We start from the raw sequence: 25225 nt of genomic DNA, 5'->3' as shown, positions 1-25225 counted from the left end.
AAAAACAGGCAAAACAGAAAAAGCTTTGAAAGCCGGAAAACTAACGGCACCAGAAGGCCCCGCAGAACGCCCCATTTTGTTCCGCCGGGCATTTTGCGTAGAAAGCACAGGGGGGCCACCGCTCCTGGCCAAAGGCAAATTGACAGTTGACGAGGGCAGGAGGAATGGGGCGGGCATCCTTAACAATTTGTTAACTGCGCCTCAGCCAGATTAGAAGTACCTTTATAAACTAATCTGGTGCGTATGAAAATTATAAAACCCAATATGGCTGTGGCCGAATTAGAGCCTGCCATGCAGGATGTAATGGTTCTGACCGGCGGGTATGTCACCAATGAGTTCCCCCTTCCCTGCAGAACGCTGGAGAAATTTGCCTCTTCGGCCAACCTGGTCCAGATTGATTTCTACCTGAATGAGGCCAATCAAATCATCACCTTTCATTACGGGTACAGACTGAGCCTGGACCGGACCATCAGGGCCATTGATTGCTTTACAGACTTCACAACAGACCAGGTGAACAAAATCCTGCAGATTCTGCTGGGAGAGATCAGAAGTCATTGAGGCGCCTGTGATGGGCGAAAGGACCGCCTCCTGTTTTTGGCCTGTTTTCAGAAAAACAGCCTGAAAACAGAAATCACTGGCCTGTTTTGCTCTGAGGCCACTTGCACTGATTTATCATTTTTTGAACAGGGCGGGCGGCAGAAAGAAAAAGGTGTGGGTATTTAGAAAAACCCTAGTACTTTTAAGGCTTCACTAAAAAGGAAGAGAATGGCAACTGAAAACGAAAAACAAGCCTTGTTTCAGGAAATAGAGCAGGAACTTACGCAGAAGGGTTTCAAAATAGCCTCTCAGGACCAAACCCGCCCCTGGGGAGGTTTTTTTGTGATGGACGAAAGCCAGGCGCAGGAGTTCGCCAACACCTACTTTGACGGCATGTCTGTAGAAGACCTCAAAATCTCTGGAAAACTGAGCCCCAAAATTTTAGTGGTGGCCCCTAACAAGCGTCTTTCCTGGCAGTACCACCACCGCCGCGCAGAAGTTTGGAAAGTTATCAGAGGAACTGTGGGCGTAGTGGTTAGCCCCACAGATGAGGAGGGGGTGTTGCAGGAGCACCAGGAAGGTTCTCTGATCACGCTGCAACAGTCAGAGCGGCACCGGTTGGTGGGATTGCAGGACTGGGGGGTACTCGCCGAAATCTGGCAACACACAGATGCCGGTAACCCTTCAAACGAAGAGGACATTGTACGCGTGCAGGACGATTTTGGGCGGTAAGAACCCATAGGTCCTTACAATATAAAATGCGTTTTCGCTGTTTTTGGTAAAACAGCCCGAAAACGCATTTTGCATATCCGGCTCCTTAAAGCGGTACGTGGTTCAGTTCATTCACAGACGCTTCGCCTTGATCCCACTGGTTGAGGTTGTACAGGGTGGTGTCTGCAATGTTGCGGAGGGCGGTTTGGGTAAGGAAACCCTGGTGGCCGGTGATGAGCACGTTGGGCAAGGCCCTCAGCGTCTCAAAAAGGTCGTCATGGAGGGGCTGGCCAGAGAGGTCTTTGAAAAACAGAGGCTTCTCTTTCTCATACACATCTAAGCCGGCTGCCCCCACTTTGCCGCTTTTCAGGGCTTCCACCAGGTCTTCGGTATTGATCAGGCCGCCGCGGCTGGTATTGATGAGGTACACCCCGTCTTTCATCTGGGCTATGGTTGCCCGGTTGATCAGGTAATGGGTGGCTTCATTGAGGGGCGCGTGCAGGGAGATGATGTCAGACTCATGGAGCAGTCTCTCCATAGAAACCTGCTCAACGGGAGCAGCGGCCGCTGTGACCGGCACCACGTCATACACCAGCACTCTGCAGCCAAAGCCGTGCATGATCCTGGCCACAATACCGCCAATCTTGCCCATGCCAATAATGCCCACTGTTTTACCGTGCAGATCAAACCCAATGAGGTTGTCCAGGCTGAAGTTGTTCTGTTCAATCTGGGTATGCGCCAGCACCAGTTTCCGGTTCAGGGCCAGCAGCAGGGCCACCGCGTGCTCGGCAATGGCGTACGGTGAATAGGCCGGCACACTGGCCACCCGCATCTTCAGTTCCGTGGCTTTGGGCAGGTTTACGTGGTCAAACCCCGCAGAACGCAGCGCCACGTAGTGCACCCCCAACACATGCAGTTTTTCCAGCACATGTAAACTGGCGTCGTCTGAGGTGAACAAAGCCACCGCCTTACTCCCCATGGCCTTGGCGGCATTTTTCAGGGAAAGGGTTTCCGGGATAAACTGGAGCTGATGGCGGCCCTGGTTTGCCTGCAAGAGAAATTCCTGCTCAAAGGCGTGGGCGCTAAAGACGGTAATGTGCATACTAATGGGTTTTATTGGAAGAGGAGCCGGCAATCTCGGCTTTTTCTTTTAAATATTAAACGCGGCCTCTTTTTTCTGAGTTAAGGGTTTGGGCTTTTTAAAAGGGGTTTCAGGCAGGGCTAACAGCGGCAGGTTGCTTTCAAAGGCCAGCTGGGTAGAAACGCTTTTATGGAACAGGGTTTCCAGGAAACCACGCTTTTCAATGGCCACGGCCACCACGTCTACCGGGTTTTCTCTGGTGAAGGCGTTAATTCCCTCCACCACGTGTCCCGCTTTCAGCTGGCTGATCTGGTACGGCTTACGGGTGAATTCTTTGGCTATTTCAGCCACTATCTGGCCGTCTGCCACCATGTCCAGCTGGTCTTCTGCCTTTACGTTCAGCACGTGCACCTGGGCATCAAACGGTTCAGTTAACTGGAACAGCTGCTGTAAATACACGTGCTCTTCTTTCTCAAAATCAGAGGCATATACTAGTTTCTGGAATCCGGTAAAGGTGGCCTTGGCCGGAATGGCCAGTACGGGGCAAAGGGCGTTTTCTATAATGTTGAGAGTATTGGTGCCAATCAGTTTGTCTAAAAACGTGCTGGCGCCGCGGGTACCCATCACAATCAGGTCCACATTCCGGGTCACCGCCACATCTGCCAGCAGCTGGTACAGCGGCCCGTCTTCACACACGGTCTCCAGCTCAAACCGGAAGCCGTTCTCCAGCTGGATTGACCTGCCCAGTTTATTCAGCTCCTCCAGATAGCTCGCCTTCAGAAGTTTCTCCGGGCTGATGGTGACACCTTCTTCCGGGAGGCCCAGAATCTGGGACTGCAGGGCGTGGCACAGGATCAGTTTGCCTTTCACCTGATCGGCTAGCTTCACTGCGTAGTTGATGGCGTTGGCCGCGTTGGCCGAGAAATCTGTGGGAACGAGAATGGTTTTCATGGCGGGCTTTGGTTGGTGGTTGAACACTTGGTTGGGCAAAGGCTGAAGATGCATCTTTGACCTGTACAAAAGTAACACGTGTCTTTCCCAGAGAGAATGACCTTGGTTGCCTTGCCCGTTGATATTCGTCAGTTCCTATATAGAGAGCCGGGTGATGGCGGGGAATGGGAGGGGCCACTCAAAATTTATACCCCCCACAGTTGTATAAATACGTTTAGGTGGTATCTTGAAAAAAATTAAAATACCGGCAGGGGAGGTGGTACAGGACCAACGCCAGAAAACCGGCCCCTGCTTCCAGTTTAAAGCGATTACAATGAGCGAGTACAGCAAGTGGTATCATCCGTATGCCATAAGTGAAAAATACAGTGAGCGCGTGGCCTATTACTCAATGGAGTTTGGCGTGGACCACCCGTTAAAAATTTACTCCGGCGGATTGGGCTACCTGGCCGGTTCGCACATGCGCAGCGCCTATGAGTTGAAACAGAACCTGATTGGCATTGGCATTCTCTGGAAGTTTGGGTACTATGACCAGGTGCGCAATGATGACCAGAGCATGCGGGCGCAGTTCCAGAAGAAATACTACCCGTTCCTGGAAGACACCGGCATCATGGTGCAGGTGAGTATTCATGGGAACCTGGTCTGGGTAAAAGCCTTGGTGCTGAAGCCTGAGGTGTTTGGCACGGTGCCCATGTACCTGCTCACCACTGATATACCGGAGAATGACTACCTCAGCCGCACCATCACACACCGCCTCTATGACCCTGAAATGCCCACCCGCATTGCGCAAAGCATTGTCCTGGGCATAGGAGGGGCCAAGGTGGTGGAGACGCTGGGCGGGGCCGCCATTTACCACCTGAACGAGGCACACGCCCTGCCCCTGGCGTTCCATCTCTATGATAAGTACCGTGACCTGCACGAGGTGAAAAAGCGCCTGGTTTTCACCACCCACACCCCTGAGAAGGCGGGTAACGAGGAGCACGGGTTAGATATCCTTGAGAAAATGTCCTTCTTTGGGGCGCTGTCTACTGCTGAGGCCTGCCGCATCACCGGCACCACTGGCCCCGTGCTAAACTATACCCTGGCCGCCCTGCGGATGTCTAAAAAAGCCAACGGCGTCTCTAAACTGCACGGCGACGTCTCCCGCCAGATGTGGAGCGGGTATGAGGGCATTTGTGAGATCAAATCAATCACCAACGCCCAAAACGTCAACTACTGGCAGAACCCTGACCTACGCCAAGCGCTAGATGCCGGTGATGATGAGCAGTTGGTGCAGATCAAAGCCGAAATGAAGAAGCCGCTCTTTGAGGTGGTGGCTGACCAGACCGGGAAGATCTTCCGCACAGATGTGCTGACCGTGGTCTGGGCGCGCCGCTTTGCGGCCTATAAACGGGCAGATCTGCTGTTGCATGACCTGCACCGCTTCTTTGACCTGATCAACAAGGCGGGGCAGCCTATACAGGTCATCTGGGCGGGAAAACCTTATCCGTTTGACTTTGGGGCCATAGACGTGTTTAACCGGCTGGTGCACCTGTCTTACAAACTGCCTAACGTAGCGGTCCTGACCGGGTATGAGATGAGCCTTTCTGCCAAGTTGAAACAAGGCGCTGATATCTGGCTCAACACGCCCCGCCGTCCGCGCGAAGCCTCAGGTACCAGCGGCATGACAGCGGCCATGAACGGCGCCATCAATCTCTCCATCCAGGACGGCTGGCTCCCAGAGTTTGGCCGCCACGCCCAAAACAGCTTCCTGCTGCCCATTGTAGACACCGCGTTGCCAGATGCCCAGCAAGACGAGCAGGATTACCAGAACCTCATGACCATTCTGGAGCAGGAGATCATTCCCGCCTATTACCAGGACCGGAAGAAATGGGTACAGGTCATGAAACAAAGCATGACAGAGGTGGCCGGCTATTTCAGCTCAGAACGCATGGCCGACGAGTATTACAAACTCATGTACCAGGAAGGGAAAAGCTAAGCTTTCTGTTTTGGGGCTGTTTTCCCAAAAACAGCCCCAAAACAGAAGTGGTTGCCGCTTCTCTTCCAGGTTCAAGCCGTTGCGGCTGTACCCGGCCGGATTCATACCTGCTCATGTACGCCAAACAAACAGGTCTTTCCGCAGGGGCGGAAAAATAGCCCATCACTCTAATCTCACGCACCCTATTTGTAGAAGGTTACGCAGGCCGTCAGTAACTCACGCACGTTCTCTCCCTGTTTCAGAGCCATCAACTCTTTTATTCTGAACACGGTTGCAGCCTTTCCTTCTCCTGCTGTTGTTCCATGCCTCTCACAAGGGTGGTGGCGGCTGCTGCTGTTTAAGGCTACTTTTCTTAAAACAGCCTTAAAACAGAAGCCCTGCTGGCACAAGCTGTCCCTTTCATCAGAGAATCAATCAATTTTAAAAAAGCTTTTTTCTCCGGGTCATGCAATCTCAGGCGAAATATAACTTTTTGTCTCCTGGCAGGCTGGGCGGCCTGTTATGCTAATTCTGCGGCGGGCAGCCATACGCAGAGTGGTTATGATCACAGGTTCACGGTAGTTTTTTCCTTTCCTGTTTTTGGGCTGTTTTCTGAATAACAGCCAAAAACAGGAAAGGAAGCCCTTGCCACAGAAAATGAAAAAGGGGAGACTTTTAAAATGTCTGTAAAGCAAAAGATCTGGAACTTGGGGAGAGGCGATAGAGTATACCCTTAGTTTCATAAAAGGTACCAGAGCGCTTTTTGCCACCATAGCAGTTTAAAGCGGCCATAAGCGTACCTTTGCATTTTTTAGGTTGAAATGACGCGTAGAAAATATTTCCTGATTATCCTGATTCTGGGTTCCCTCTCCACTATCAGTCCCTTCTCCATTGACATGTATTTGCCGGGTTTCCCGGCCATAGCCCAGGACCTGAACACCACCATTGCCAAAATCCAGCTTTCCCTTACCGCCTACCTGATCGGGATCTCGGTGGGGCAGCTGCTGTACGGTCCGTTGCTGGACCGGTTTGGGCGCAAACTGCCTTTGTACGCCGGGCTCCTGGTTTATGTGGCGGCCTCTGTGGGCTGTGCGTTCACCACTTCTGCTGACGGGTTGATTCTGATGCGCTTTATCCAGGCCATAGGCGGGTGTGCGGGCATGGTGGCGGCCCAGGCGCTGGTGCGGGACCTTTTTCCGGTGACTGAAACGGCTAAGGTGTTTTCCTGGCTTATTCTGGTGATAGCCGTTTCGCCCATGATTGCCCCAACGGTGGGCGGGTACGTAACGGCGGCGTTTGGCTGGCATGCGGTGTTCATTGCCCTGGCGGTTATCACATTTCTGATTCTGGTGGGGGTGTACATTGGTCTGCCAGAAGGGAAACGGGCAGACCCTTCTATGTCCCTGAAACCGGCGGCGGTGTTGGGCAACTTCTGGACCGTACTGCGCCACCCGCAGTTCCTGGTGTTCACCCTGGTGGGCGGCATTGCTTCGGCGGCGCCGTTTGCCTACATAGCGGGTTCGCCAGATGTCTTCATGAATATTTATGGCGTAAGTGAGCAGGAGTACGGCTGGATATTTGCGTTTCTGTCTATTGCCATGGTGGGTTCGCCGCAACTGAACCATATTCTCCTCCGGAAGCTCAAAAGCGAGCAGATCATTAACATTGCCCTGGTGTACCAGCTTACGGTGGGGGTAATCATGGTGGCGGGCGTGTATTTGGGGTTGTTTGGCAAGACGGGCCTGATAGCCGTTATCTTCCTGTTCCTGATTGGCCAGGGGCTGACGGCGCCTAATGCCTCGGCGCTTTCACTGGCTCCTTTCTCCCGCTTCGCCGGAAGCGCCTCTGCCTTGTCTGGTAGTTTCAGAATGGGGATTGGCGCGTTGGTTTCTGGTACGGTGAGTATCTTCCATAACGGTACGGCCCTGCCCATGGTGGGCGTGATGACCGTATGCACATTCACCGGTATCCTTATCTTTTTCCTGGGCAGGAAATCGGCGGCCGGTTATGCGGGAGATGCAGCGGTGGCTTTGTAACAAGTCTATTTTCTGTTTTGGGGCTTTTTTCTGAAAAACAGGCTGAAAACGCATGAGGCCCCACCGGTTCTAAGATCTGGTGGGGCCTTATGCGTTGGGGAGGGAGACGCGCACAGAGACTTGAAATTGACAGGACTATAGCTAAAAGCCAGGGCAGAGTTTCTGTTTTTGGGCTGTTTTCAGAAAAGTAGCCCTAAAACAGGAAACCCATGGCAGTGATTGTGTTCGCGTAACGGTTGGTTGTCGCAGCATTTCCCGCACCAGTTCCTGTAGTTCTGCTTCTGTGGCGGCCGTCACATTCACCAGGTGAAAGGGCGGCTCCCCTTTGAACATGCGCCAGCGCCAGTCTGTCTGGGCAATGGTCTGGTGGTGGCCGTTGTCCATCCACCAGGCGGTATAGAGCTGTTCCTTCTGTTTCTGCAAGGTACCGGTGTAGACCCTGGTATCCCCAACGGTCTCTTCGGTTATGTTCTGAAACTGAAAGCCGCTGCCTTCCCAGCAGATCATGGGGTTGTGCTCTGCCGAATAAAATCCCTGAAGCGGTTTAAGGTACACCAGGCCGTTGTCTCTGGTCAACTTGACAATTCCGTCTTTCAGCTTCTCTTGCTCAAATCCGGCCATGGGGATGGGCGCGGGTTTGGCTGGTGCTTTTTTCTGCAGAACCTGGAGACCCGCCCCCACCAGAGAGACCAGCAGGACGCTGTTCAGGAGCAATGGCTTTTTCCAGGAGAATGCCCGCCCGTGTTCCTGCCAGGAGGCAAGTTTGCTCAGCCTGCGGCTCCAGTGCTTGGCCAGAAAATAGAAAGGAACCACGGCGTACAGAACCAGGCACAGAATACCCAGCCCGTCATGCATCCAATTGGCGGGGCCAATCTGGAAAAGGACCAGGAGCAGGATACGCAACAGGTTACTAGCTACGTTCAAGACCAACATCAGGAGGAGGAGCAGGCCAATGGCGGGGAGAGGCCAGGGCTTCCGGGTGGAGCGGTGCAGGTGGGCCATCAGGAAGACCGCCAGCATCAGTGAGAAGGACAGCATGTTGAGACCGGCGCAGGCGGGGTCAACTGAAAATTCTTTCCCATTCAGCAGAATGAGGTTTCCGGCCACCTCCACGGCCGGGTACACCCAGTTCAGGAGCCCCACCGCCGCTTTGGTTAACTGCAACCGCACCGGAAAGCTCCACACCTGGGCCATGTAAGAGAAAACAGGGGAGACTATGCCCAGCAACAGAAACGGGTACACGCCTGTAAACCCTATGGTGCCCTGCAGGCCACACCAGGCCGCCACCAGAAACCCCAGATAGAAGAGGGTGGTGATCTGGTAGAGGCCCGCCAGCAGAAGCAGCAGGAATGCCAGCGCCAGGAGCAGGGGAGAAACGGTTCTCCTGGGGCTGGGCAATGCCACCAGCGGCAGGAGTGCCAGGCCCAGGAGCCATTGCGAATCCCAGAGCAGGTAATGGCGCAGAAACACCCCTGCCACCACCAGGTAACCTGCCCCACACAGGAGGACAACCCTTGCCTGCTTTTGCGGCAGCGTGTGCCAGATGGCCACCGCTTTCATGGGAGCAGCTTCGGTTTCAGTACAGACCAGGCCACCACGGCCACCACCAGAAAGATCAGCAGCCACTCATGGGGTTCCGGCACGGCCCCCGCTGATGCCACACTCGCGTTGCCCAGGCTGTTCTTGCTTTCCTTAATGCCAAACCGCTCGTAGTCCTGCTTCGTCTCCAGCACCACCAGGCTGGACAGCGGACTCACCACGTTGGCCTGCGCGGCTTCGTTGATCAGGCTTTCCTCCAGAAAGTCTTTCTGGAAGTAACGCCACCCAATCTGTTGTAAGAGATGGTTATAAGCGAAGAGCCGCATCAGATGGTCTGGCCCCGAACCTGCGGCCGTTCCGGTGGCAGGGTTTCTGATGATCTCGGTGCCAGCTTCCCCCAGAACCACTGTGTTCTCCCCCGTGCTCCGCCTGCTCCGCCTGCTCCGCCGAACAAACCGTTTTGCCGTCAACAGCTTCGCTAAGTCGCGGGCAGATCCTTCGTAGTACTGCAGGAGCTGGAGTTCTTTCAATGTTTTAACATATGGCGTCACTTCTGAACCCAGGTTGTAAAACCGGAGAGGCTGCTGTTTCTGGGCTATTTTTTTAAAATCAGCTGCAAAACGGCTTTCCTGAAGGTCCTGCAGGTTGGGGGAAAGCCCGTTGCTTTTGCTGATGACCAGGGCCCTGTCCGGTTCTTTGATGTGGTGGAAGGGGAAGAGCGTGAAGTTATAGTTCCGCAGTTGCGCTACCACGTCGTCTTTGTTTTCGGCGGTAAGCCGAACCATGGTGCCGTGAAGGGACGTGTACACTTTCTGTTCTTTTACCTGCGCCCACACCAGCGCCACCTCTTCTGCAGACCAGGCTTTGTTGAGGTCCAGGTAAATGCGGGTGGGAGAGAAAGCCTCAAACTCGAGGGGGCGGGCCTGCATCTGGTAGGTGTGTCCGGCAAAGGTAAAGGTGGCGGGGGAGAGGGCGGGGGCCGGGAAAGCCAGGTGCCAGTCAGGAACATAGCTGCCGTAGCGTGCAAACCGCCCGTTGCCCTGGGGTTTGAAGTCTGCGGGCAAATGGTGGGCGGCGGTTGCGTCTGCCATTCTGATCTCGGTGGTTTCAGTGGCCGCAGCCGCAGCGGGACCGTCAAAGTAAATGTTCTGATACACCAGTTGCTCCCCTTTCTGCCTGAGCGGTGAGGTCACGCCCAGTTTGAACCGCCGGTTTTCCTGCGGGGTGCAGGGGAACACGCGCACGCTCACGGTGTTGCCTTCCTGCCAGTGCACCACGGAAGGGTCTCGCACCTCTACGCCCACAATGGTGGTATAGGCACTGTCAGCCTTGCTTTTGGTGGTGAGGTAGCCTTTTTCCTCTTTGCCGTTGATCCAGAGGGAGAGCGATGTGACCACGCTGCCCTCCGGCAGGTGGAAGGTGTAAATAGCCTCTTCCTGCCCCCAAGTAGACGGGTGGTGGTTGCGCACACTCAGAATCTTTTCTGTGTAACTCAGGCGGTACTCCGGAAAAATCTGGGCCTGCGTGATCACATGGTCGGTGGTGAGGTGCTGCCCAGACCACAGCCGCTCCTGCGCGGGGTGCCGCGCGTCATACATGCTCTCCAGTAGCTTGATGCGTTCTGCTACCGTCAGGTCAGGCTTGTCAAAGAAGCGGGTGGCCACCACCACCAGCGGGTCATGCCGAAGCAGCTCGTTAAACCGTTGGTCTGGCAAGCTGAAGGGGGAAAAATGTTCAGAAGCGGCCTGGTACACCAGATCAGTCTGCAGCATACGCGCATACAGCGGGCTTACCGGTAGCTGCTGGCTCAGCACCACCCACCTGGGCAGGTCCTGGCGGTCTTGCAGCTGGTAAGCGTTTAAAATCTGGTGAATGTGCCGGTTGGCCCGTTGCCAGAGCACCAGAAACACCAGGGACAGCAGAACGGGCAGAATGATCCCCGCCAGAAAGGTGCGCTTCAAGGCTACATCCCTACGGTACATGCGCCGGGCTGCCACGGCCAGGCAGATCACCGAACACAACGGTATGAACACGTGGAGCCCCAGGCCCAGGGCAATGGCCCCCAGCAGCCCAAGGGGGTAGAAGGGAACCAGGTACAGGGCGAAATAGCTGAACAGCACCAGACCGGTGCCCAGCAGGAACAGCACCACCAGCTGCACCACCCTGGGCAGCAGAAACCGGAACGAATACCCGACCATAGCCACTGCCACCAGCACGAGCCACCCGGAGAACCAGCCCACCGAGGGCAGGAAGATGGTGATTTCCCGGTTCAGGGCGAAGTCACTGATGAGGCCCATTACCAAAAACAGCATGAGGTAGTCCAGATACGCCAGCGGCTGCCTGAACCGGAACATCTTGTGGAACAGCAGAGTGAGCAGAAACCCAGCGGCTATCACGTAATTCAGCATGAAGATGCCTTCATTGCGCTTGCCCTGGTGTTGCAGGGACCATTCCTGCCCCAGAAACACTCCAAACGAGATAATGATCAAAACCAATCCTGCCACCAGCAGGGGTTTGCGGCGAAGCAGCTGCCGGGGAGATTCAGTAGTTGTTGCTGCTAAAGTACTTTGTATTTCAAAGTTCATGGATAAAAAAATAATTAGAGATTGGGTCTGTTATTTAAAATGAGTTGTTCCAGGGCATGCAGGTGATCTTTGAACGCTTGCTTCCCCAGATTGGTGGCGGCGTAGGTGGTATTTGGTTTCCGGCCTATGAACTGTTTCTCTACCTGCAGGTACTGGGCTTCTTCCAGGGCACGCAGATGGCTGGCCAGGTTGCCGTCTGTCAGTTGCAGGGTTTCTTTCAGGGTGGAGAAGTCTACGCGCTCCTGCACCATGAGAACTGACATGATGCCCAGCCGCGCTTTACTCTCAAACGCCTTGTTTATATTTTCCAGGTAGTTTTTCACTGTGTAGCTTAGGCGCCCCGCTCATATTTGAAGTACATGATGCTCCCGTACAGAATGTGCAGCACCCCAAACCCTATGGTCCAGGCCAGAAGGCCGTACCCAATGAAAAAACTGGCCAGCAGCCCCAGGGCAATTTCCAGCAGCCCCAGGTAATGGATGTCACGCACGGTATATTTGCTTCCGTTGAGCAGGGCCAACCCGTAGAAAATCAGCATGCAGGGGGCAATAAGGAAGTACACCTTGTGGTACAGCAGCACCAGGCAGAAGAAGCCGCCTGCCGCCAACGGAATGAAGAGGTTGATCAGCATGAGCTGCGCCTGCTTGTCCCAGAGTGACTGGTTGGCCTTGCGCGCTTTTCTGGTGGTGAGGTAGATGCCCGTGATAATGGTGGCGGCCATAACCGTTACCGCCACTGCTGACAGAAACAGGATGGTGTCCCAGTTGGGGCGTACCGTGTACACCGTACGGGCCAGGATGTTGTGCTTCTCCAGGTACCACTTCACCGCGCCCGCCCCTGCAAAGGCATACACCCCGGCAAAGATGCCGACAAGTCCGCTCAAAGACATAAAGCGGGAAGACCGATCCATGATGCTCCGGATCTCCTTCAATGTTTCCAGATGTTCTAGGTGCTGGCTCATAGTGAAGTACTTTGTAGCTCAAAGTTATCAATACTTTCTTTTGGGGCAAGAAGTTTTTAAAAAAATAAGCCCGTGCGGCGCACTGGCTGGTTTAGGGCTGAATTTGAAAAAGTAGCCCGGAAACAGAAAACCGGTTGCCGTCACCTGATGTTCCTGCCGTACTCCTGAGATTTCTGTTTTCGCCTGTTTTTCAGAAAACAGGCCGAAAACAGAAAAAGAGAGGCTGTTCTTCTGTCTTGCCTTCCGCCGCAGGCGTGCAAACTTCTGGTTTCTGCTTACCTTTACTGTCTCACCCTTAGCCACACCGCCACATGAAAATCCTCCTGATTGAAGATGAGCCCAAGGTAAGTGCCTTCATCAAGAAAGGATTAGAAGAGCATACGTATGAGGTTGACCAGGCCTATGACGGCTTCTACGGGGCCAAGCTGGCGCTGGAGAAAGAGTACGCCCTGGTGATTCTGGATGTGATCCTGCCGCGCATGAACGGGGTGGAGGTCTGCAAAACCATCAGGCAGCATAACCTTACCCTGCCCATTCTCATGCTCACCGCGCTGGGCAGCACAGATGATAAGATACTGGGCCTGGACTCCGGGGCCGATGATTACCTGGTGAAGCCGTTTGAGTTTCAGGAGCTGCTGGCCCGCATCAGGGCGCTCACCCGCAGAAGCCAGGAGAGTGTGGGGACCGAGGTGCTGAAGATGGCTGACCTGGAGCTGGACGTGCAGAAGAAAACTGTACACCGCAGCGGGGTCCCTATTTCGTTAACCGCCCGGGAGTTTGCCCTCTTGCAGTACCTGTTGCGCAACAAGGAGCGGGTGGTGTCACGGGTAGACATTATTGAGCAGGTCTGGGAAACTTCATTTGACACCGGCAGCAACGTGATTGACGTGTACATCAATTTCCTCCGGAAGAAAATTGACCGGGACTTTACCCCCAAGTTGATCCACACGCTGGTGGGCATGGGCTATGTGCTGAAAGAGATGGAAGAGAAATGAAAATCAAGACCAAGCTTACCCTCCAGTTCACCGCTATCTTCACCGGGATTCTCCTGCTGTTTTCGGTCTCTGTTTACTATTTCAGCTCCCTGTACCGCACCAATGACTATTACGGCCGCATTCTGAACCGGGCCTACGCCACGGCGCACTACGTGCTGGACGCTGACACGGTAAGCCCTCAGCAGCACGCCCTGGACCAGCGCCTCTACTACCAGATGCTGCCTAAAGAGGTGGTACATGTGTATGACCCGCAGGACAGGCTGATCTTTAGTGAGGGCGAAGACGGCATTGAGGTGACCCCCGCCCTCAAGCAGCAGATAAGGCGGCTGGGGGAGGTGAGGGTGCTCCGAAAAGACCGGCAGCTGGTGGGGATCAGGTACCTGCACCGCGGCAAAATTTACCTGGTGCTGGCCTCTTCGGTTGATCTGTACAACCTCATGAAGCTGCAGCACCTGCGAACGCTCCTGATTACCGGCTTTGTGGGGGCAGTGGTGATTGTGGTCCTCTGCGGCATCGTCTTTTCCAGGGCTGCGCTCCGGCCGTTCCAGAAGGTGGTGTCTGAGGTGGAGAAGATCAACGCCTCTGACCTGCACCGCCGGCTTACCCAGGCAGATGGCGCAGATGAGGTGGGGCAGCTGGCGCAAACCTTCAACAGCATGCTGGACCGGCTGGAGACCGCCTTTGAAGCCCAGCGGACTTTTGTGCACAGCGCCTCCCATGAGCTGCGCACCCCCCTCACCGCCATGATTGGCGAACTGCAGGTAGCCCTGCTGAACCGGCGTCAGCCAGAGGAGTACGAGCGGGTGCTGCAGTCAATTCTGGAAGATGCCCAGTTGCTGACCCAGCTCTCCAACGGGCTGCTGCAGATGGTGCAAGCCAGCACAGATACCACCAAAGTGCCCATGGAACCCCTCAGGATGGATGAGCTGGTGTGGCAAGCCAGTGCCGAGGCCAGAAAACGGCAGCCGAAGATGGTTCTGGATGTGCAGTTCTCAGACCTGCCGGAAGAGGAGAGGGAACTGATAGTGCGCGGCAATGAGGCGCTGCTGCTCATTGCCATGGTGAATGTACTGGAGAACGCGGCCAAATTCTCTGGGGAATCACCCGTTATCTCTGCCACCATTGAGGTACAGACGCGTTTTCTGATCCTGCAGGTGCGGGACCAGGGCATAGGCATGACCCCAGATGATGTCCGGAAGGTGTTTGTGCCCTTCTTCCGGGCTGAGAATGTGCGCGATATCTCGGGCCACGGGATTGGGCTGCCGCTGGCCGAGAAAATCATAAAGCTGCACCGGGGGTCAATTGTGGTTGATTCGCAGCTTCACCAGGGTACTGTGGTAACCATTTCTCTGCCCAAATTATATGAGGTCTACAAGCTGTAACTGCTGTTCACAGGCCATTCCGCTTTTTCCTGTTTTAGGGCTGTTTTTAGAAAAACAGCCCTAAAACGCAGCCTAATAGTGTCTGCCCCCATGACTGGCGGGGAGAGGCATCAAAAACAGAATAAATAGTGATAGCCCATGGGCGGGTGAAATATTAGAAATTCCTATCTTTCAACCTGATCTTTCTGTTGGCGGCAAAGACGAAAGCATCTACCTGTTTTCTGGTTAGAACTTTATACCGTAGGGGCGGGCCCACTAGTAAAGGAGTCAGTATGTACACTTGCCGTAAAACCAACCTTTTTGTTCCAGATGAAGATAAAGAGAATCATAACGGACAGACTTTGCCACCTCCCTCTATTGCTGATCTGCTGGTGGGGCAGCCCAGCAGACGCCGCTGCCCAGCAGAACGAAAACCTGAGAAAGGAGATTCTAGGTTACAAAGAGTCTCAGGCTGACCTCATCTCTAAAGGCCGAAGGCTGCTCCTGGACAGGTTCATGGAAGGTGATTACCAGAAGGTGAAGGAGGTGAAAGCGTATCTGCAGCAGGAGGTGGCCACCAAGGACTACCTTGCCTTTTACCCGGTGGAGTTGTGGGCCCTCTCTTACTGGACCCAGGACTATGCAGACCTCCTCAACAGTATTGCCCAGCCTGATACACTGGCCCCTTTCCGCCGGGAGCACGCTATTCCCCCTCTGCCTGATAAGCTTTTCCAGGTGGTGATAGACCGTTCCAGAGCGTCAAAAGACCTGCTCACGCAGCAGGTGCTGCAGGCAGACCTGAGAAAGATGGACAAGGAGTTTCTGCTGTTGCAGCTGGACTACCTGCTCCAGCCCCGTCAGAAAACGGAGCAGGAGCAGGACTCGCTCAACCAGAAAGCAGACGCTTTTCTTTCGGGTTACCCCTACAGCCAGTATGAGCCTTTTATCAGGAGCAACATCAGGTACAAGATGGTGCCGGCAAAATGGGGCGGGGCCTTTGAGTTTTTCACCGGGTATGGGCATCTCACCGGAAATATGCGGCAGAGCTTCTCCAACATGGTACCCATGGGTATTGCCTTTGATGTATATTATAAAGACTGGGTGCTGTTCCTGCGCAACTACATTGGGTTCGGGTTTACCCGGCGAGATATACCGTATGGCAATGCCGTGTGGGAGAATGACTCGCAGGTCAGGATTTTCATTCCGGAGGCCTCTATTGGCTACGTGGTGGCAGACACCAAACGCTGGAAGGTAAGTCCTTTTGCCGGGGTGGCGGCCTCCAACTTTGGGCCTACGCAGCATGACACAGAAAAAGAGCCCGATCTGGAAGAAGCCGACATTGGGGCCCATATCACCTATGCCGCCGGCCTCAACCTTGATTTAAAACTTGGGAAACCTAAGACAGCCATTGTTTCTGTGCAGCAGGAGCGGAGTTATTGGTTTCTCCGGTTCAGGTACTCATTCAACCTTCCGCAGTGGCCTACCGGGTACACGGGTTACATTCACAGTTTCACCGTAGGTATAGGCGGGGGCGGAAAACCGCTCCGGCGGGAATATTAGCCTTTAAATTACATGCTTTGCATTGCCGGTCTGTAGACCGGCTAGATTTGAACCCACACCAGTGACCACTATGATTCAGAGACCCTCGCCCGAAGAATACAATCCTTATTTTGAAAACTACCTACAGCTGGTGCCTGAGCACGCAGATGTTCTGGAGCTCCTGCAAAAGCAGCAGCAGGAGGTGGTGCAGTTGTTTGGCCGGGTAAGTGAGGGCGAAGCCGATTTTGCCTATGCCCCCGGAAAATGGACGGTGAAGGAACTGTTGGGCCACATGGTTGATACAGAGCGAATCATGGCCTACCGGGCGCTGTGTGTGGCCAGGGGGGAGCAGGCCCCCTTGCCCGGCTTTGAGGAAAATCTATACGTGCAGAACGGCCATTTCCAGGAGAGGACGCTGCAGAGTCTTCTAGCGGAGCACCAAGTGGTGAGAGAGGGTACGCTGGCCCTGTTCCAGAACATGCCCGCCCAAGCCCTCACCCGCGTGGGAAACGCCAACGGGGGCCCTGCTACCGCCAGGGCTTTGGCCTTCATCATAGCGGGTCATGAGCGGCACCATTTCAATATCCTGAAAGAGCGCTATCTGGTTAAACTGTAAACTGTTTAATCTTGGTTTTAAGAGGCCGGGCAGCAGCAGCAGCAGCAGCAGCAGCAATTTTTCCGTTTTTGCTGTTTTTCAGAAAACAGCCCAAAAACGGAAAGCAGGAGAACCATCAGCAATTTTTACAGCAGGTCATTGGCCAGGTTGGCCAGTTCTGAGCGTTCGCCTTTTTGCAGGGTCACGTGCGCGTACAGCTTGTGGTTCTTGGCTTTGTCAATGAGGTAGGAGAGGCCGTTACTCTGGGAGTCCAGGTACGGCGTGTCTATCTGGTAAATATCACCGGTGAAGATGATTTTGGTATTCTGGCCGGCGCGGGAGATAATGGTTTTGACCTCGTGGGGCGTCAGGTTCTGCGCCTCGTCTACAATAAAGATGATGTTGGAAAGGCTTCGGCCGCGTATGTAGGCCAGCGGCGTGATCACCAACCGCTCTTCCTCCACCATCTCCTTGATTTTGTTGCTTTCCTTGCTGTGGGGGGTGAACTGGTTCTGAATGAACTTGAGGTTATCCCAGAGCGGTTCCATGTACGGGCCAATTTTAGAGTTGGCATCTCCCGGCAGAAACCCCAGGTCACGGTTGCTCAACGGCACTATGGGCCGGGCCAGGTAAATCTGATTGTAGGTATCCCGCTGCTCCAGCGCGCCCGCCAGGGCCAGCAGCGTCTTTCCCGTTCCGGCCACACCCTGAATAGAGACCAGCTTGATCTCCGGGTGCAGAATGGCGTGCAGGGCAAAGGTCTGCTCGGCGTTTCTGGGTTTGATGCCCACGGCCGTCAGTTTATCTACCCGCTCCAGCACCCGCTGCTCCGGGTTGTAATAAGCCAGGGCAGATGATTTGGTGCTGCGCAGGATAAAATAATGATTGTCTGACGGTGGGTTGGGAAGTGCTTCCTCTACCGGGCATTCGCCTTCGTCATACAACTTGGTGATCACCGGGTGCGGTATGTCTTCCACCAGGTCATTGCCGCGGTACAGGTTGGTCACGTTCTGGATCTTGCCCGTCTCATAATCTTCCGCTGAAAGATTGAGCGCCCTTGCCTTCAGCCTGAGGTTGATGTCTTTGGTCACCAGCACCACCTTATGGTCTGGCATCTCTTGCTGCAGCGCCAGGGTGGCGTTCAGAATCTTATGGTCGGCTTTGTTGTCGCTGAAGATTTTCTCAGCGTCTACGGGCGCTGTATGACTCATGAGCACCTTAAACCTGCCTTTGTTGCTGCCCTCCAGCGGAAGCCAGGTTTGCAGCATGTGCTCATTTGAAAGGTTGTCAATGAACCGGATAAACTCCCGCGCCTCAAAATTCTTGATGTCATTGCCTTTCTTGAAGTTGTCCAGCTCCTCCAGCACGGTGATGGGGATGGCCACATCATGTTCGCCAAAATGCTCTACGGCACTGTGGTCATACAGAATGACAGAAGTGTCTAGCACAAAGGCTTTTTTCACTTTCTGCGGGTCAGCCTCCTTCGCTGATGCCCGTTTACGGGGAGTGGGGGGTTTCTTCACAGGTGGTAGTTTTGCTGTTTTGTTCTCTACGCAAGAAGGTACCGGTAATTTTCATTTCCCCCTAATTTTCTGGGTTAGGAAAATGTTTTGCTTTTTAACTAAATGTTTAGTTATTTTCAACTAAAGTTTTCGTTGTACATCAGCCACTGTAAACTGCTCTACTTAAAAAGGTCAGGTTGCCATTGCTGGGAGTAGCATTTAATAAGCGGCATTTAAGTAAACCACTACCACCATGAGGACTTCTTTTACAATAAAAGCAGTTACTGTACTCGTTGTCAGCTCCCTTCTTATTCTGTCTCCTGCCGAAGGGCAGGTATGGCCCTGGAAATGGAACCAGGACAACAAAGAAGGGTACCGGCAGGGCCGTTGGCGGGAGTTCTATAGCCATAAGCCCGAACAGCTCATGTACAAGGGCCGTTACAAACGCGGTCAGGCCAAAGGCCGCTGGAAAACCTATACAGAAACGGGGAAACTGGAGCGGCTGGAAATCTTTGAGCCTAAGAAAAAGCGGATCAGAACCATTTTTTACTATCCTAACGGGAAGATAGAGAAAACGGGCATGGCCTATCTGTTTGAAGAGAAGAACCTGCTGAAATACCAGTGGCACGGTGACTGGCAGTACTATGACTCCACTGGTACCTGGTTAGGCTGGAAAACCTTTACCCGGGGGAAACCTTCCTCTGAACATCCTATAAAACCGAAGGAAGAAGGGCAGGAATAGCTGTTTTAGGCCTGTTTTCTGAAAAACAGGCCTAAAACAGAAGTCCTCAACAAAGGTCTTTTATAAAGCTAACTCAGCGTGAAATATGGTTCCTTCTCCTTGTCATGCAGCCGCACTTGGCCTTGCAGCACCAGTTCTACCAGAAGCCGCTGGGCGCGCCGTCTGGAGAGGTTGGCGTGGTGCATGACCTGTTTGAGGGTGAGCTTGCGGTGCTTCTGCAAGAGGAGCAGGAGGCGTTGGTGCTGGTGCTCCAAAGGTTCCTCTATGGTTTCCTGGGCTGGTTCCAGGGTGAGTGATTTCTCCACCAGCTTGCTTGTCTGCACACTTTCGTCCTTTACCCGCACATAGCTTCGCCAGTCGCCTTCCTTTACTTTGGCCAGGTGCGGTTTGGTGGCGCTTTCGGGAACAATGACTTTGAGAATAGTGCCTTCGTCCATCTCCACCTCCTTGTACACCACCCTCACGGGCGGGTCGCAGAAAAAGGAGATGGCCTGCTCCAGCGTGTGCTTCTCCTCCTCCGGGTCTACGCCGCAGATGGTGCCGTTGTCCTGCACGCCCACCAGAATCTGACCGCCCCGCGTATTGGCGAAGGAGACCAGGGTACGGGCAATGCGGTCAGGGTTCGTAATGGTCTTCTTGAACTCCAGCGTATCGCTTTCGCCCTTCAGGATCAGGAGCAGCATTTCTTGCATTGGAGCAATGGGGTTAGGAGGTGAATTGGGTTTGCTCCGCACTCAGGTCCCACAGCCGGCGCGCAATGTGGCTGTTATAGGAGTCGTTGCCTGACCGTGTCTGCTTTTTGTTCTTGAAATACTTGCCGCTGATTTGCTCCACCTCAGGGGAAGAGGCCAGATAGACAGACGTTTGGGCCCCGCCGGCGGCAGATTTCATAAACAACCGGCCCAGCATCATGGCGGTTCTGATAAAAAAGTTGCTGGTCTTCCCGAAATTGGTGGCCACCACCCCCGGGTGCAGGCAGTTCACCGTGAGAGGGGTGAACTCTGTTCTTCTGGCCAGCTCATAGGTAAAATAGATATTGGCCAGTTTAGAGTCTGCGTAGGCGGTCACGGCGCTGTATTTCTTGGCCATGCCCGCGTGCTCAAAGTCAATCTGCCCCAGCCGGTGCGCTTCTGACGTTACATTGATGATTCTGCCCTGCGGGGCCGCCAGCAGGCTGTCCATTAGCAGGTTGGTGAGCAGAAAAGGAGCCAGATGGTTGGTGGCCCAGCTGACTTCCCAGCCTTCTACTGTGAGTTTCTGCAAACCCGGCATCATGCCCGCATTGTTCACCAGCACATCAATGACGGGGTAGGTAGAGGATAATTCCTGCGCCAACTCCCGCACATTGGCCATCAGGGAGAGGTCTGCCAGATGCAGGTGCAGGTCTGCTTCAGGAACCTTCTTTTGTATATCCTGCATTGCTTTCTGGCCCCGTTCCCGGCTTCGGCACACCATGGCCACCGTGGCGCGGCATTGGCCAAGGCTTCAGCAGTGGCTTTGCCAATGCCGGCGCTTGCCCCCGTGACCACCATTACTTTCCCTGCTAACTGTCTGTTCATGTAGAAACTATTACCATTCGCGTTGGTTTTACTCCCTACGCAAATTGTGCCAATTTAGCTGTGAGGGGGAGGGTACACAAAAAATGCGACCGGTAGGGGTCGCATTTCCAGGAGTATGAAGTTAAAATTCCTTAGAAAGGAAGGTCGTTGTCAAGGTCATCACTGATAAAGCTTGGCTTGGCAGGCTGCTGCTGGGCGTACCCCCCGTTTCCGCCGCCTTGCGGCTGGGCAGCACCGGCGTGCTCAATTCTCCAGGCCTGCAGGTTGGTGAAGTACATGGTGGTGCCGTTCTTGGTGAAAGGCTTGCCGCTCAGGTTGAACGCCACCTTCACCTCATCGCCTGTTTTGTAGCTGTCTAGAAGGCCGCACTTGTCTTGGGTAAGCTGAAATTTGGCATACTGCGTATAAGAGCCGTCCGGAATCTCCAGTACGAATTCGCGCTTGCGGAATTTTTCGCTCACTTGGGTTTCGTCAAAGATTTCGTGCAATCTTCCCTGAACATCAAAAGACATAGATGTAGAATTAATATGAATAATTAGTAAAGTAAACTCTACAAAGATACAAAGATTTCAGGGGTAAGATTCCCGCCCCGGCACTTTAATTTTGTTCCCGCGGGCGCAAGAAAAATCTCCTCTGCCCATGAAAAAGATCCTTTTTTTTGCGTAAGCACTTTCTGTAGCACCCCTTAGAACCTGAACCATATGCCAAGAACTGTTCCTTTCTCCCTTGCCCTGCACGGCGGCGCCGGCACCATCACCCGCAGTACCCTCACCCCCCAAATGGATGCTGACTACCGGTCTGCCCTGCGGCAGGCGCTGGAGGTGGGGCATGCTATTCTGCAGGGCGGCGGCACGGCGTTAGCGGCGGTAGAGGCGGTGGTGGTGTCCTTAGAAGACTGCCCCTTGTTCAACGCGGGACGGGGATCTGTCTTCAACAAACAGGGCAAACACGAGATGGACGCGGCCATCATGTGCGGTAAAACCTTGGGAGCCGGGGCCGTGGCGGGCGTAAAGAATGTGCGCAACCCCGTTCAATTGGCGAAAGCGGTCCTGCAGCAGTCAGACCACGTGTTTCTCTGCATGGCGGGCGCCGAAGAATTTGCCCGCAACCAAGGCTTACCCTTTGAACCCGACGACTATTTTTACACCCCGCACCGCTATGAGCAATGGCAAGCCCTGCGGGATTCTGATACCTACATGCTGGACCATTCAGTGGAGAAAAAGTTTGGTACCGTGGGGGCCGTGGCCTTAGACCAGGCCGGCAACCTGGCCGCGGCTACTTCTACCGGCGGCATGACCAACAAAAACTTCAACCGTATTGGCGACAGCCCGGTCATTGGGGCAGGCACCTATGCCAACAACCACACCTGCGCCGTCTCCTGCACCGGCCACGGGGAATTCTTCATCAGGAACGTGGTGGCGTATGACATTTCCTGCCTCATGGAGTACAAGGGCCTTTCCTTGACCCAAGCGGCAGATCTGGTTGTAAAAGAAAAGCTAGTGAAACTAGGCGGGGAAGGCGGGTTGGTGGCGGTGTCTGCTACAGGGGAGGTGGCCATGCCGTTTAATTCTGAAGGCATGTACCGGGGGGGTTGGGTAGCAGGGCAGGAACCACTAGTGGCTATTTATAATGATTGATTTGACTTTCTGTTTTCAGGCTATTTTCTGGAAAATAAGCCAAAAACAGAAATTTCTCCTTTGCCTCCTCTTGGGGAAGGCACGTGGTAAAGGCAGTTCGGGAGTGCTACTCCGCTGGGGAACAAGGTCAAAGTAGGGGAGTGGAACTCCCCGGCAGGAAGCTTCCGGAGTAGAACTCCGGAAGAGCTAGGGAAGAGCAAGGGCAAGGAAGAGAAATAAATTTTTGGATAGCAAAAGCGAGAGATTGAAAATCAGCAGTGATCAAATTAGGGAGTGGAAGTCCCGATCAGCAGAATTATGTTCACGTCCTGCTTTTTCTGATTTGCAAACAGGAAGCATTTATTAAAAAATTAGTATCACCCGCTACTTCATCTTGAGCCGCAAAAGCTGCGGATTGCAAATCCGGAGAGGTACACAAGTTGGGGATTGCGTATTGCCAAGAGCATAAAGGGAGTCGTCTTTTGCGTTCGCTGTTTTCCTGAAAACAGCCCGAAAACGGGAATTCCCCTTATGGGAGTGGTGGGTTTAATCGCTGCTCGCATCCAGGTTTCCCTACTACACCGGCGCATTGTCCAGAGACTTCCAGAGGTAGCGGCAGGCGAGGGTGCGGTGGGGGCGCCAGGGTTGGGAGAGTTCCAGCAGGGTGGCTTTGGCTTCTTTCAGGGGGGCGGTGAACCCGTAGAGCTTTTTCATGGCGTTGTAGATGCCCAGATCATCCAGCGGCATCACGTCGGGGCGGTTGAGGGTGAACATGAGCACCATTTCGCTGGTCCAGCGGCCAACGCCCTTGATCTGGGTCAGGTGCAGGATCAGTTCTTCGTCGGGGAGGTGGGCAATGGTGTCATCCTCTAAGTTTCCCGCTGCCTTGAACGCGGCTATGCTTTTGAGGTACTTGGCTTTTTGCCCGGAGAGGCCCACGCTGCGTAAAACCTCATCGGGCGTAGCCTGCACCCATTCCGGTTTTGGGTCTGTTTCGGGAAAAAGGGCCAGGAAACGCGCTTTGATGGTGGCGGCCGCCTTCACCGACAGCTGCTGCGAAATAACCGAGCTGAGCAACGCGTCATAAATTGATTTCGCCGGAAGGCGCTCTGGCAGGGGAGGCTGGTCTTTGACGAGGTGGAACAGAACCGGGTCCTGTGAGAAAAGAGCTGCGTGCGGATTCATGCCTAAAGATGCCGCTTTCCTGACACTTCAGTCAAGTTTAGCGGCAGGAAAAGTAGCAGAGACAAGCAAAGGTGGTGCAGACGCCATAAATTTTTATCTTCGTACCAAACGAACCTTAGTTGCATGAAAATAATTGAATGCCCCCGTGATGCCATGCAAGGCCTTCCGGACTTTGTGCCCACCACGCTGAAAGTAGAATACCTGCAGACGCTGCTGGAAGTGGGGTTTGACACCCTGGACTTCGGGAGCTTTGTCTCGCCCAAGGCCATTCCGCAGATGCGGGACACGGCCCAGGTGCTGGCGCAGCTGGACACTTCCGGTTCAAAAACCAAGCTGCTGGCCATTGTGGCCAATGTGCGGGGGGCGGAGCAGGCGGTGGCGCAGGAGATGATCAAGTACCTGGGGTTTCCGCTGTCACTGTCTGAGGAGTTTCAGAAACGCAACACCAACAAAACCATTGCCGAAGCCATGACCGAGGTGGCGCAGATGCAGGAACTGTGCGTAAAGGCGGGGAAGGAGCTGGTGCTGTACCTGTCCATGGGCTTCGGGAACCCGTACGGGGAACCGTGGGCACCGGAACTGGCCGCCGAGATGACGCAGAAACTGGACGCGCTGGGGGTGAAGATCATTTCCCTGTCAGACACCATTGGCGTTTCTACCCCTGCCACCATCTCCCACCTGTTCTCTACCCTCATCCCAGAATTCCCGCAGGTGGAGTTTGGGGCGCATCTGCATACTACGCCGTCTACGTGGCAGGAAAAGGTGGAGGCGGCCTACGCCAGCGGCTGCCGCCGAATGGATGGTGCCCTGTTGGGCTACGGCGGCTGCCCCATGGCCAAAGACGAGCTGGTGGGGAATATGCCCACAGAGAAAATGCTGGCGTATTTACAGGAGAAAGGCGTACCTTTGGGGCTAAACCAAGACGCACTGCAGAAGTCGCTTGCGCTGGCTTCCAGCGTCTTCCATTCGCTTTAGATACATGCCACAACCGGTAGTAGATATATTTATTCCCTGCTTTGTAGACCAGCTGTTTCCCGACACCGCCTGGAACATGGTGAAACTGCTGGAAGCGCTGGGCTGCACCGTGCGCTACAACGCCAACCAGACCTGCTGCGGACAGCCTGCTTTCAACGCAGGTTTCCAGAAGGAATGCCGCCAGATCTCAGATAAATTTTTAGAGGATTTTTCCCGCGAGGGCGCTGATTATATTGTGGCTCCCTCTGCGTCTTGCGTGGGCATGGTGCGCAATGCCTACGCTGATCTGTACGTAGCCTCGTCCCAGCTAGTGAAATACCGCACCGTGGAGCGGAAGGTGCTGGAACTGACAGAGTTTCTGGTAGATGTGCTGCAGGTGAAGAGTATACCGGGGGCCAAGCTGCCCGCCAAGGTCACCTACCATGACTCCTGCAGCGCCCTGCGCGAGTGCGGCATCAAAGAAGGTCCCCGCAAACTGTTAGGAATGGTAGAAGGTCTGCAACTGATAGAAATGCGGGAAACAGAGACCTGCTGTGGCTTCGGGGGCACGTTTGCCGCCAAATTTGAGGCCATCTCCACCGCCATGGGCGAACAGAAAGTGGAGAATGCCCTCAGCACCGGCGCCGAATACATTGTCTCTACTGACACCAGCTGCCTTATGCACCTGGAGGCGTACATCAAAAAAAACCACAAACCCATCAAGGTTCTGCACATTGCCGATGTGCTGACGCAGGGGTGGTAGAATAAAGTAATAAAAGCAACGTCTCCCGTTTTTGGCCTGTTTTTCAGAAAACAGGCAAA

General features: G+C 54.2%; 23 protein-coding genes. 12 read left to right on the top strand and 11 right to left on the bottom strand.

Annotation, left to right across the window (positions count from 1 at the left end):
• The first annotated feature begins 243 nt into the window (after nt 1–243).
• Nucleotides 244–558 (top strand): hypothetical protein, encoded by a 315-nt coding sequence (locus A8O25_RS15980; protein WP_066836690.1) that lies wholly within the window; start codon nt 244–246, stop codon nt 556–558.
• A gap of 207 nt (nt 559–765) precedes the next feature.
• Nucleotides 766–1269: a cupin domain-containing protein gene (locus tag A8O25_RS15975; protein WP_066836688.1), complete on the top strand. Its 504-nt coding sequence runs from the start codon at nt 766–768 to the stop codon at nt 1267–1269.
• Nucleotides 1270–1354: 85 nt separating this feature from the next.
• Here A8O25_RS15975 and A8O25_RS15970 read toward each other — a convergent pair whose 3' ends face one another.
• Together A8O25_RS15970 and A8O25_RS15965 are read right to left on the bottom strand one after the other, a co-directional pair.
• Nucleotides 1355–2350 (bottom strand): 2-hydroxyacid dehydrogenase, encoded by a 996-nt coding sequence (locus A8O25_RS15970; protein ID WP_066836687.1) that lies wholly within the window; start codon nt 2348–2350, stop codon nt 1355–1357.
• Nucleotides 2351–2398: 48 nt separating this feature from the next.
• Nucleotides 2399–3280, bottom strand: coding sequence for a universal stress protein (locus tag A8O25_RS15965; RefSeq protein WP_161947769.1), 882 nt, complete (start codon nt 3278–3280; stop codon nt 2399–2401).
• A 226-nt stretch (nt 3281–3506) separates the two neighbouring features.
• Here A8O25_RS15965 and glgP point away from each other — a divergent pair, with 226 nt between their 5' ends.
• On the top strand, nt 3507–5255 hold the full coding sequence (gene glgP, locus A8O25_RS15960) for an alpha-glucan family phosphorylase (protein ID WP_338152754.1): 1749 nt from the start codon (nt 3507–3509) through the stop codon (nt 5253–5255).
• 800 nt (nt 5256–6055) lie between these two features.
• A complete protein-coding gene (locus A8O25_RS15950; RefSeq protein ID WP_066836681.1) occupies nt 6056–7270 on the top strand; it encodes a multidrug effflux MFS transporter in 1215 nt (404 codons plus the stop codon).
• A gap of 141 nt (nt 7271–7411) precedes the next feature.
• Here the strand turns inward: A8O25_RS15950 and xrtN are convergent, their stop codons facing one another.
• The 4 genes from xrtN to A8O25_RS15930 form a co-directional block, all read right to left on the bottom strand.
• Complete coding sequence (gene xrtN, locus A8O25_RS15945; protein ID WP_153042789.1) at nt 7412–8896, bottom strand: exosortase N; 1485 nt, start codon at nt 8894–8896, stop codon at nt 7412–7414.
• The gene (locus A8O25_RS15940) at nt 8827–11394 is read right to left on the bottom strand and encodes an XrtN system VIT domain-containing protein (protein ID WP_066836677.1); all 2568 of its coding nucleotides are present in this window, start codon (nt 11392–11394) and stop codon (nt 8827–8829) included. The genes xrtN and A8O25_RS15940 overlap by 70 nt, the downstream gene beginning before the upstream one ends.
• A 14-nt stretch (nt 11395–11408) precedes the next feature.
• Nucleotides 11409–11657: a winged helix-turn-helix domain-containing protein gene (locus tag A8O25_RS15935; RefSeq protein WP_241499056.1), complete on the bottom strand. Its 249-nt coding sequence runs from the start codon at nt 11655–11657 to the stop codon at nt 11409–11411.
• Between the two features lie 68 nt (nt 11658–11725).
• Nucleotides 11726–12355, bottom strand: coding sequence for a hypothetical protein (locus A8O25_RS15930; RefSeq protein ID WP_066836672.1), 630 nt, complete (start codon nt 12353–12355; stop codon nt 11726–11728).
• 311 nt (nt 12356–12666) lie between these two features.
• Between A8O25_RS15930 and A8O25_RS15920 the strand changes: the two genes are divergently transcribed.
• The 4 genes from A8O25_RS15920 (at nt 12667) to A8O25_RS15905 (ending at nt 16866) form a co-directional block, all read left to right on the top strand.
• On the top strand, nt 12667–13350 hold the full coding sequence (locus A8O25_RS15920; RefSeq protein WP_066836668.1) for a response regulator: 684 nt from the start codon (nt 12667–12669) through the stop codon (nt 13348–13350).
• Nucleotides 13347–14732 (top strand): HAMP domain-containing sensor histidine kinase, encoded by a 1386-nt coding sequence (locus A8O25_RS15915; RefSeq protein ID WP_066836665.1) that lies wholly within the window; start codon nt 13347–13349, stop codon nt 14730–14732. Before A8O25_RS15920 ends, A8O25_RS15915 begins: the two co-directional genes overlap by 4 nt.
• A gap of 309 nt (nt 14733–15041) precedes the next feature.
• Nucleotides 15042–16271 (top strand): hypothetical protein, encoded by a 1230-nt coding sequence (locus A8O25_RS15910; RefSeq protein WP_153042788.1) that lies wholly within the window; start codon nt 15042–15044, stop codon nt 16269–16271.
• A gap of 70 nt (nt 16272–16341) precedes the next feature.
• Nucleotides 16342–16866 carry a DinB family protein gene (locus A8O25_RS15905; RefSeq protein ID WP_066836662.1) on the top strand — a complete coding sequence of 175 codons (525 nt, stop codon included), beginning with the start codon at nt 16342–16344 and terminating at the stop codon, nt 16864–16866.
• A 125-nt stretch (nt 16867–16991) separates the two neighbouring features.
• Here A8O25_RS15905 and A8O25_RS15900 read toward each other — a convergent pair whose 3' ends face one another.
• Nucleotides 16992–18368, bottom strand: a complete 1377-nt coding sequence (locus tag A8O25_RS15900; RefSeq protein WP_066836660.1) for a PhoH family protein — start codon at nt 18366–18368, stop codon at nt 16992–16994.
• 232 nt (nt 18369–18600) lie between these two features.
• Between A8O25_RS15900 and A8O25_RS15895 the strand changes: the two genes are divergently transcribed.
• Entirely contained in the window at nt 18601–19089 is a 489-nt protein-coding gene (locus A8O25_RS15895; protein WP_066836658.1) for a toxin-antitoxin system YwqK family antitoxin, read from the top strand.
• A gap of 68 nt (nt 19090–19157) precedes the next feature.
• On the opposite strand, the gene A8O25_RS15890 is transcribed toward A8O25_RS15895, so the two are convergent.
• The 3 genes from A8O25_RS15890 to A8O25_RS15880 all read right to left on the bottom strand — a co-directional run bounded on the left by A8O25_RS15890 (nt 19158) and on the right by A8O25_RS15880 (nt 21160).
• A complete protein-coding gene (locus A8O25_RS15890) occupies nt 19158–19781 on the bottom strand; it encodes an AlbA family DNA-binding domain-containing protein (RefSeq protein WP_066836656.1) in 624 nt (207 codons plus the stop codon).
• A 13-nt stretch (nt 19782–19794) separates the two neighbouring features.
• Complete coding sequence (locus A8O25_RS15885) at nt 19795–20544, bottom strand: SDR family oxidoreductase (protein WP_193788625.1); 750 nt, start codon at nt 20542–20544, stop codon at nt 19795–19797.
• Nucleotides 20545–20779: 235 nt separating this feature from the next.
• Entirely contained in the window at nt 20780–21160 is a 381-nt protein-coding gene (locus A8O25_RS15880) for a DUF3127 domain-containing protein (RefSeq protein WP_066836654.1), read from the bottom strand.
• A gap of 189 nt (nt 21161–21349) precedes the next feature.
• Between A8O25_RS15880 and A8O25_RS15875 the strand changes: the two genes are divergently transcribed.
• Entirely contained in the window at nt 21350–22285 is a 936-nt protein-coding gene (locus tag A8O25_RS15875) for an isoaspartyl peptidase/L-asparaginase family protein (RefSeq protein ID WP_066836651.1), read from the top strand.
• 555 nt (nt 22286–22840) lie between these two features.
• On the opposite strand, the gene A8O25_RS15870 is transcribed toward A8O25_RS15875, so the two are convergent.
• On the bottom strand, nt 22841–23449 hold the full coding sequence (locus tag A8O25_RS15870; RefSeq protein ID WP_066836649.1) for a DNA-3-methyladenine glycosylase family protein: 609 nt from the start codon (nt 23447–23449) through the stop codon (nt 22841–22843).
• Nucleotides 23450–23572: 123 nt separating this feature from the next.
• Between A8O25_RS15870 and A8O25_RS15865 the strand changes: the two genes are divergently transcribed.
• Together A8O25_RS15865 and A8O25_RS15860 are read left to right on the top strand one after the other, a co-directional pair.
• A complete protein-coding gene (locus tag A8O25_RS15865) occupies nt 23573–24424 on the top strand; it encodes a hydroxymethylglutaryl-CoA lyase (protein ID WP_066836648.1) in 852 nt (283 codons plus the stop codon).
• A gap of 4 nt (nt 24425–24428) precedes the next feature.
• On the top strand, nt 24429–25166 hold the full coding sequence (locus tag A8O25_RS15860) for a (Fe-S)-binding protein (protein WP_066836647.1): 738 nt from the start codon (nt 24429–24431) through the stop codon (nt 25164–25166).
• Nucleotides 25167–25225 lie beyond the last annotated feature (59 nt).

Source organism: Rufibacter ruber (genome assembly GCF_001647275.1).
Taxonomy (GTDB): domain Bacteria; phylum Bacteroidota; class Bacteroidia; order Cytophagales; family Hymenobacteraceae; genus Nibribacter; species Nibribacter ruber_C.
The sequence above is the reverse complement of the archived record's forward strand: the minus strand, read 5'-3'. Positions and strand labels throughout refer to the sequence as shown.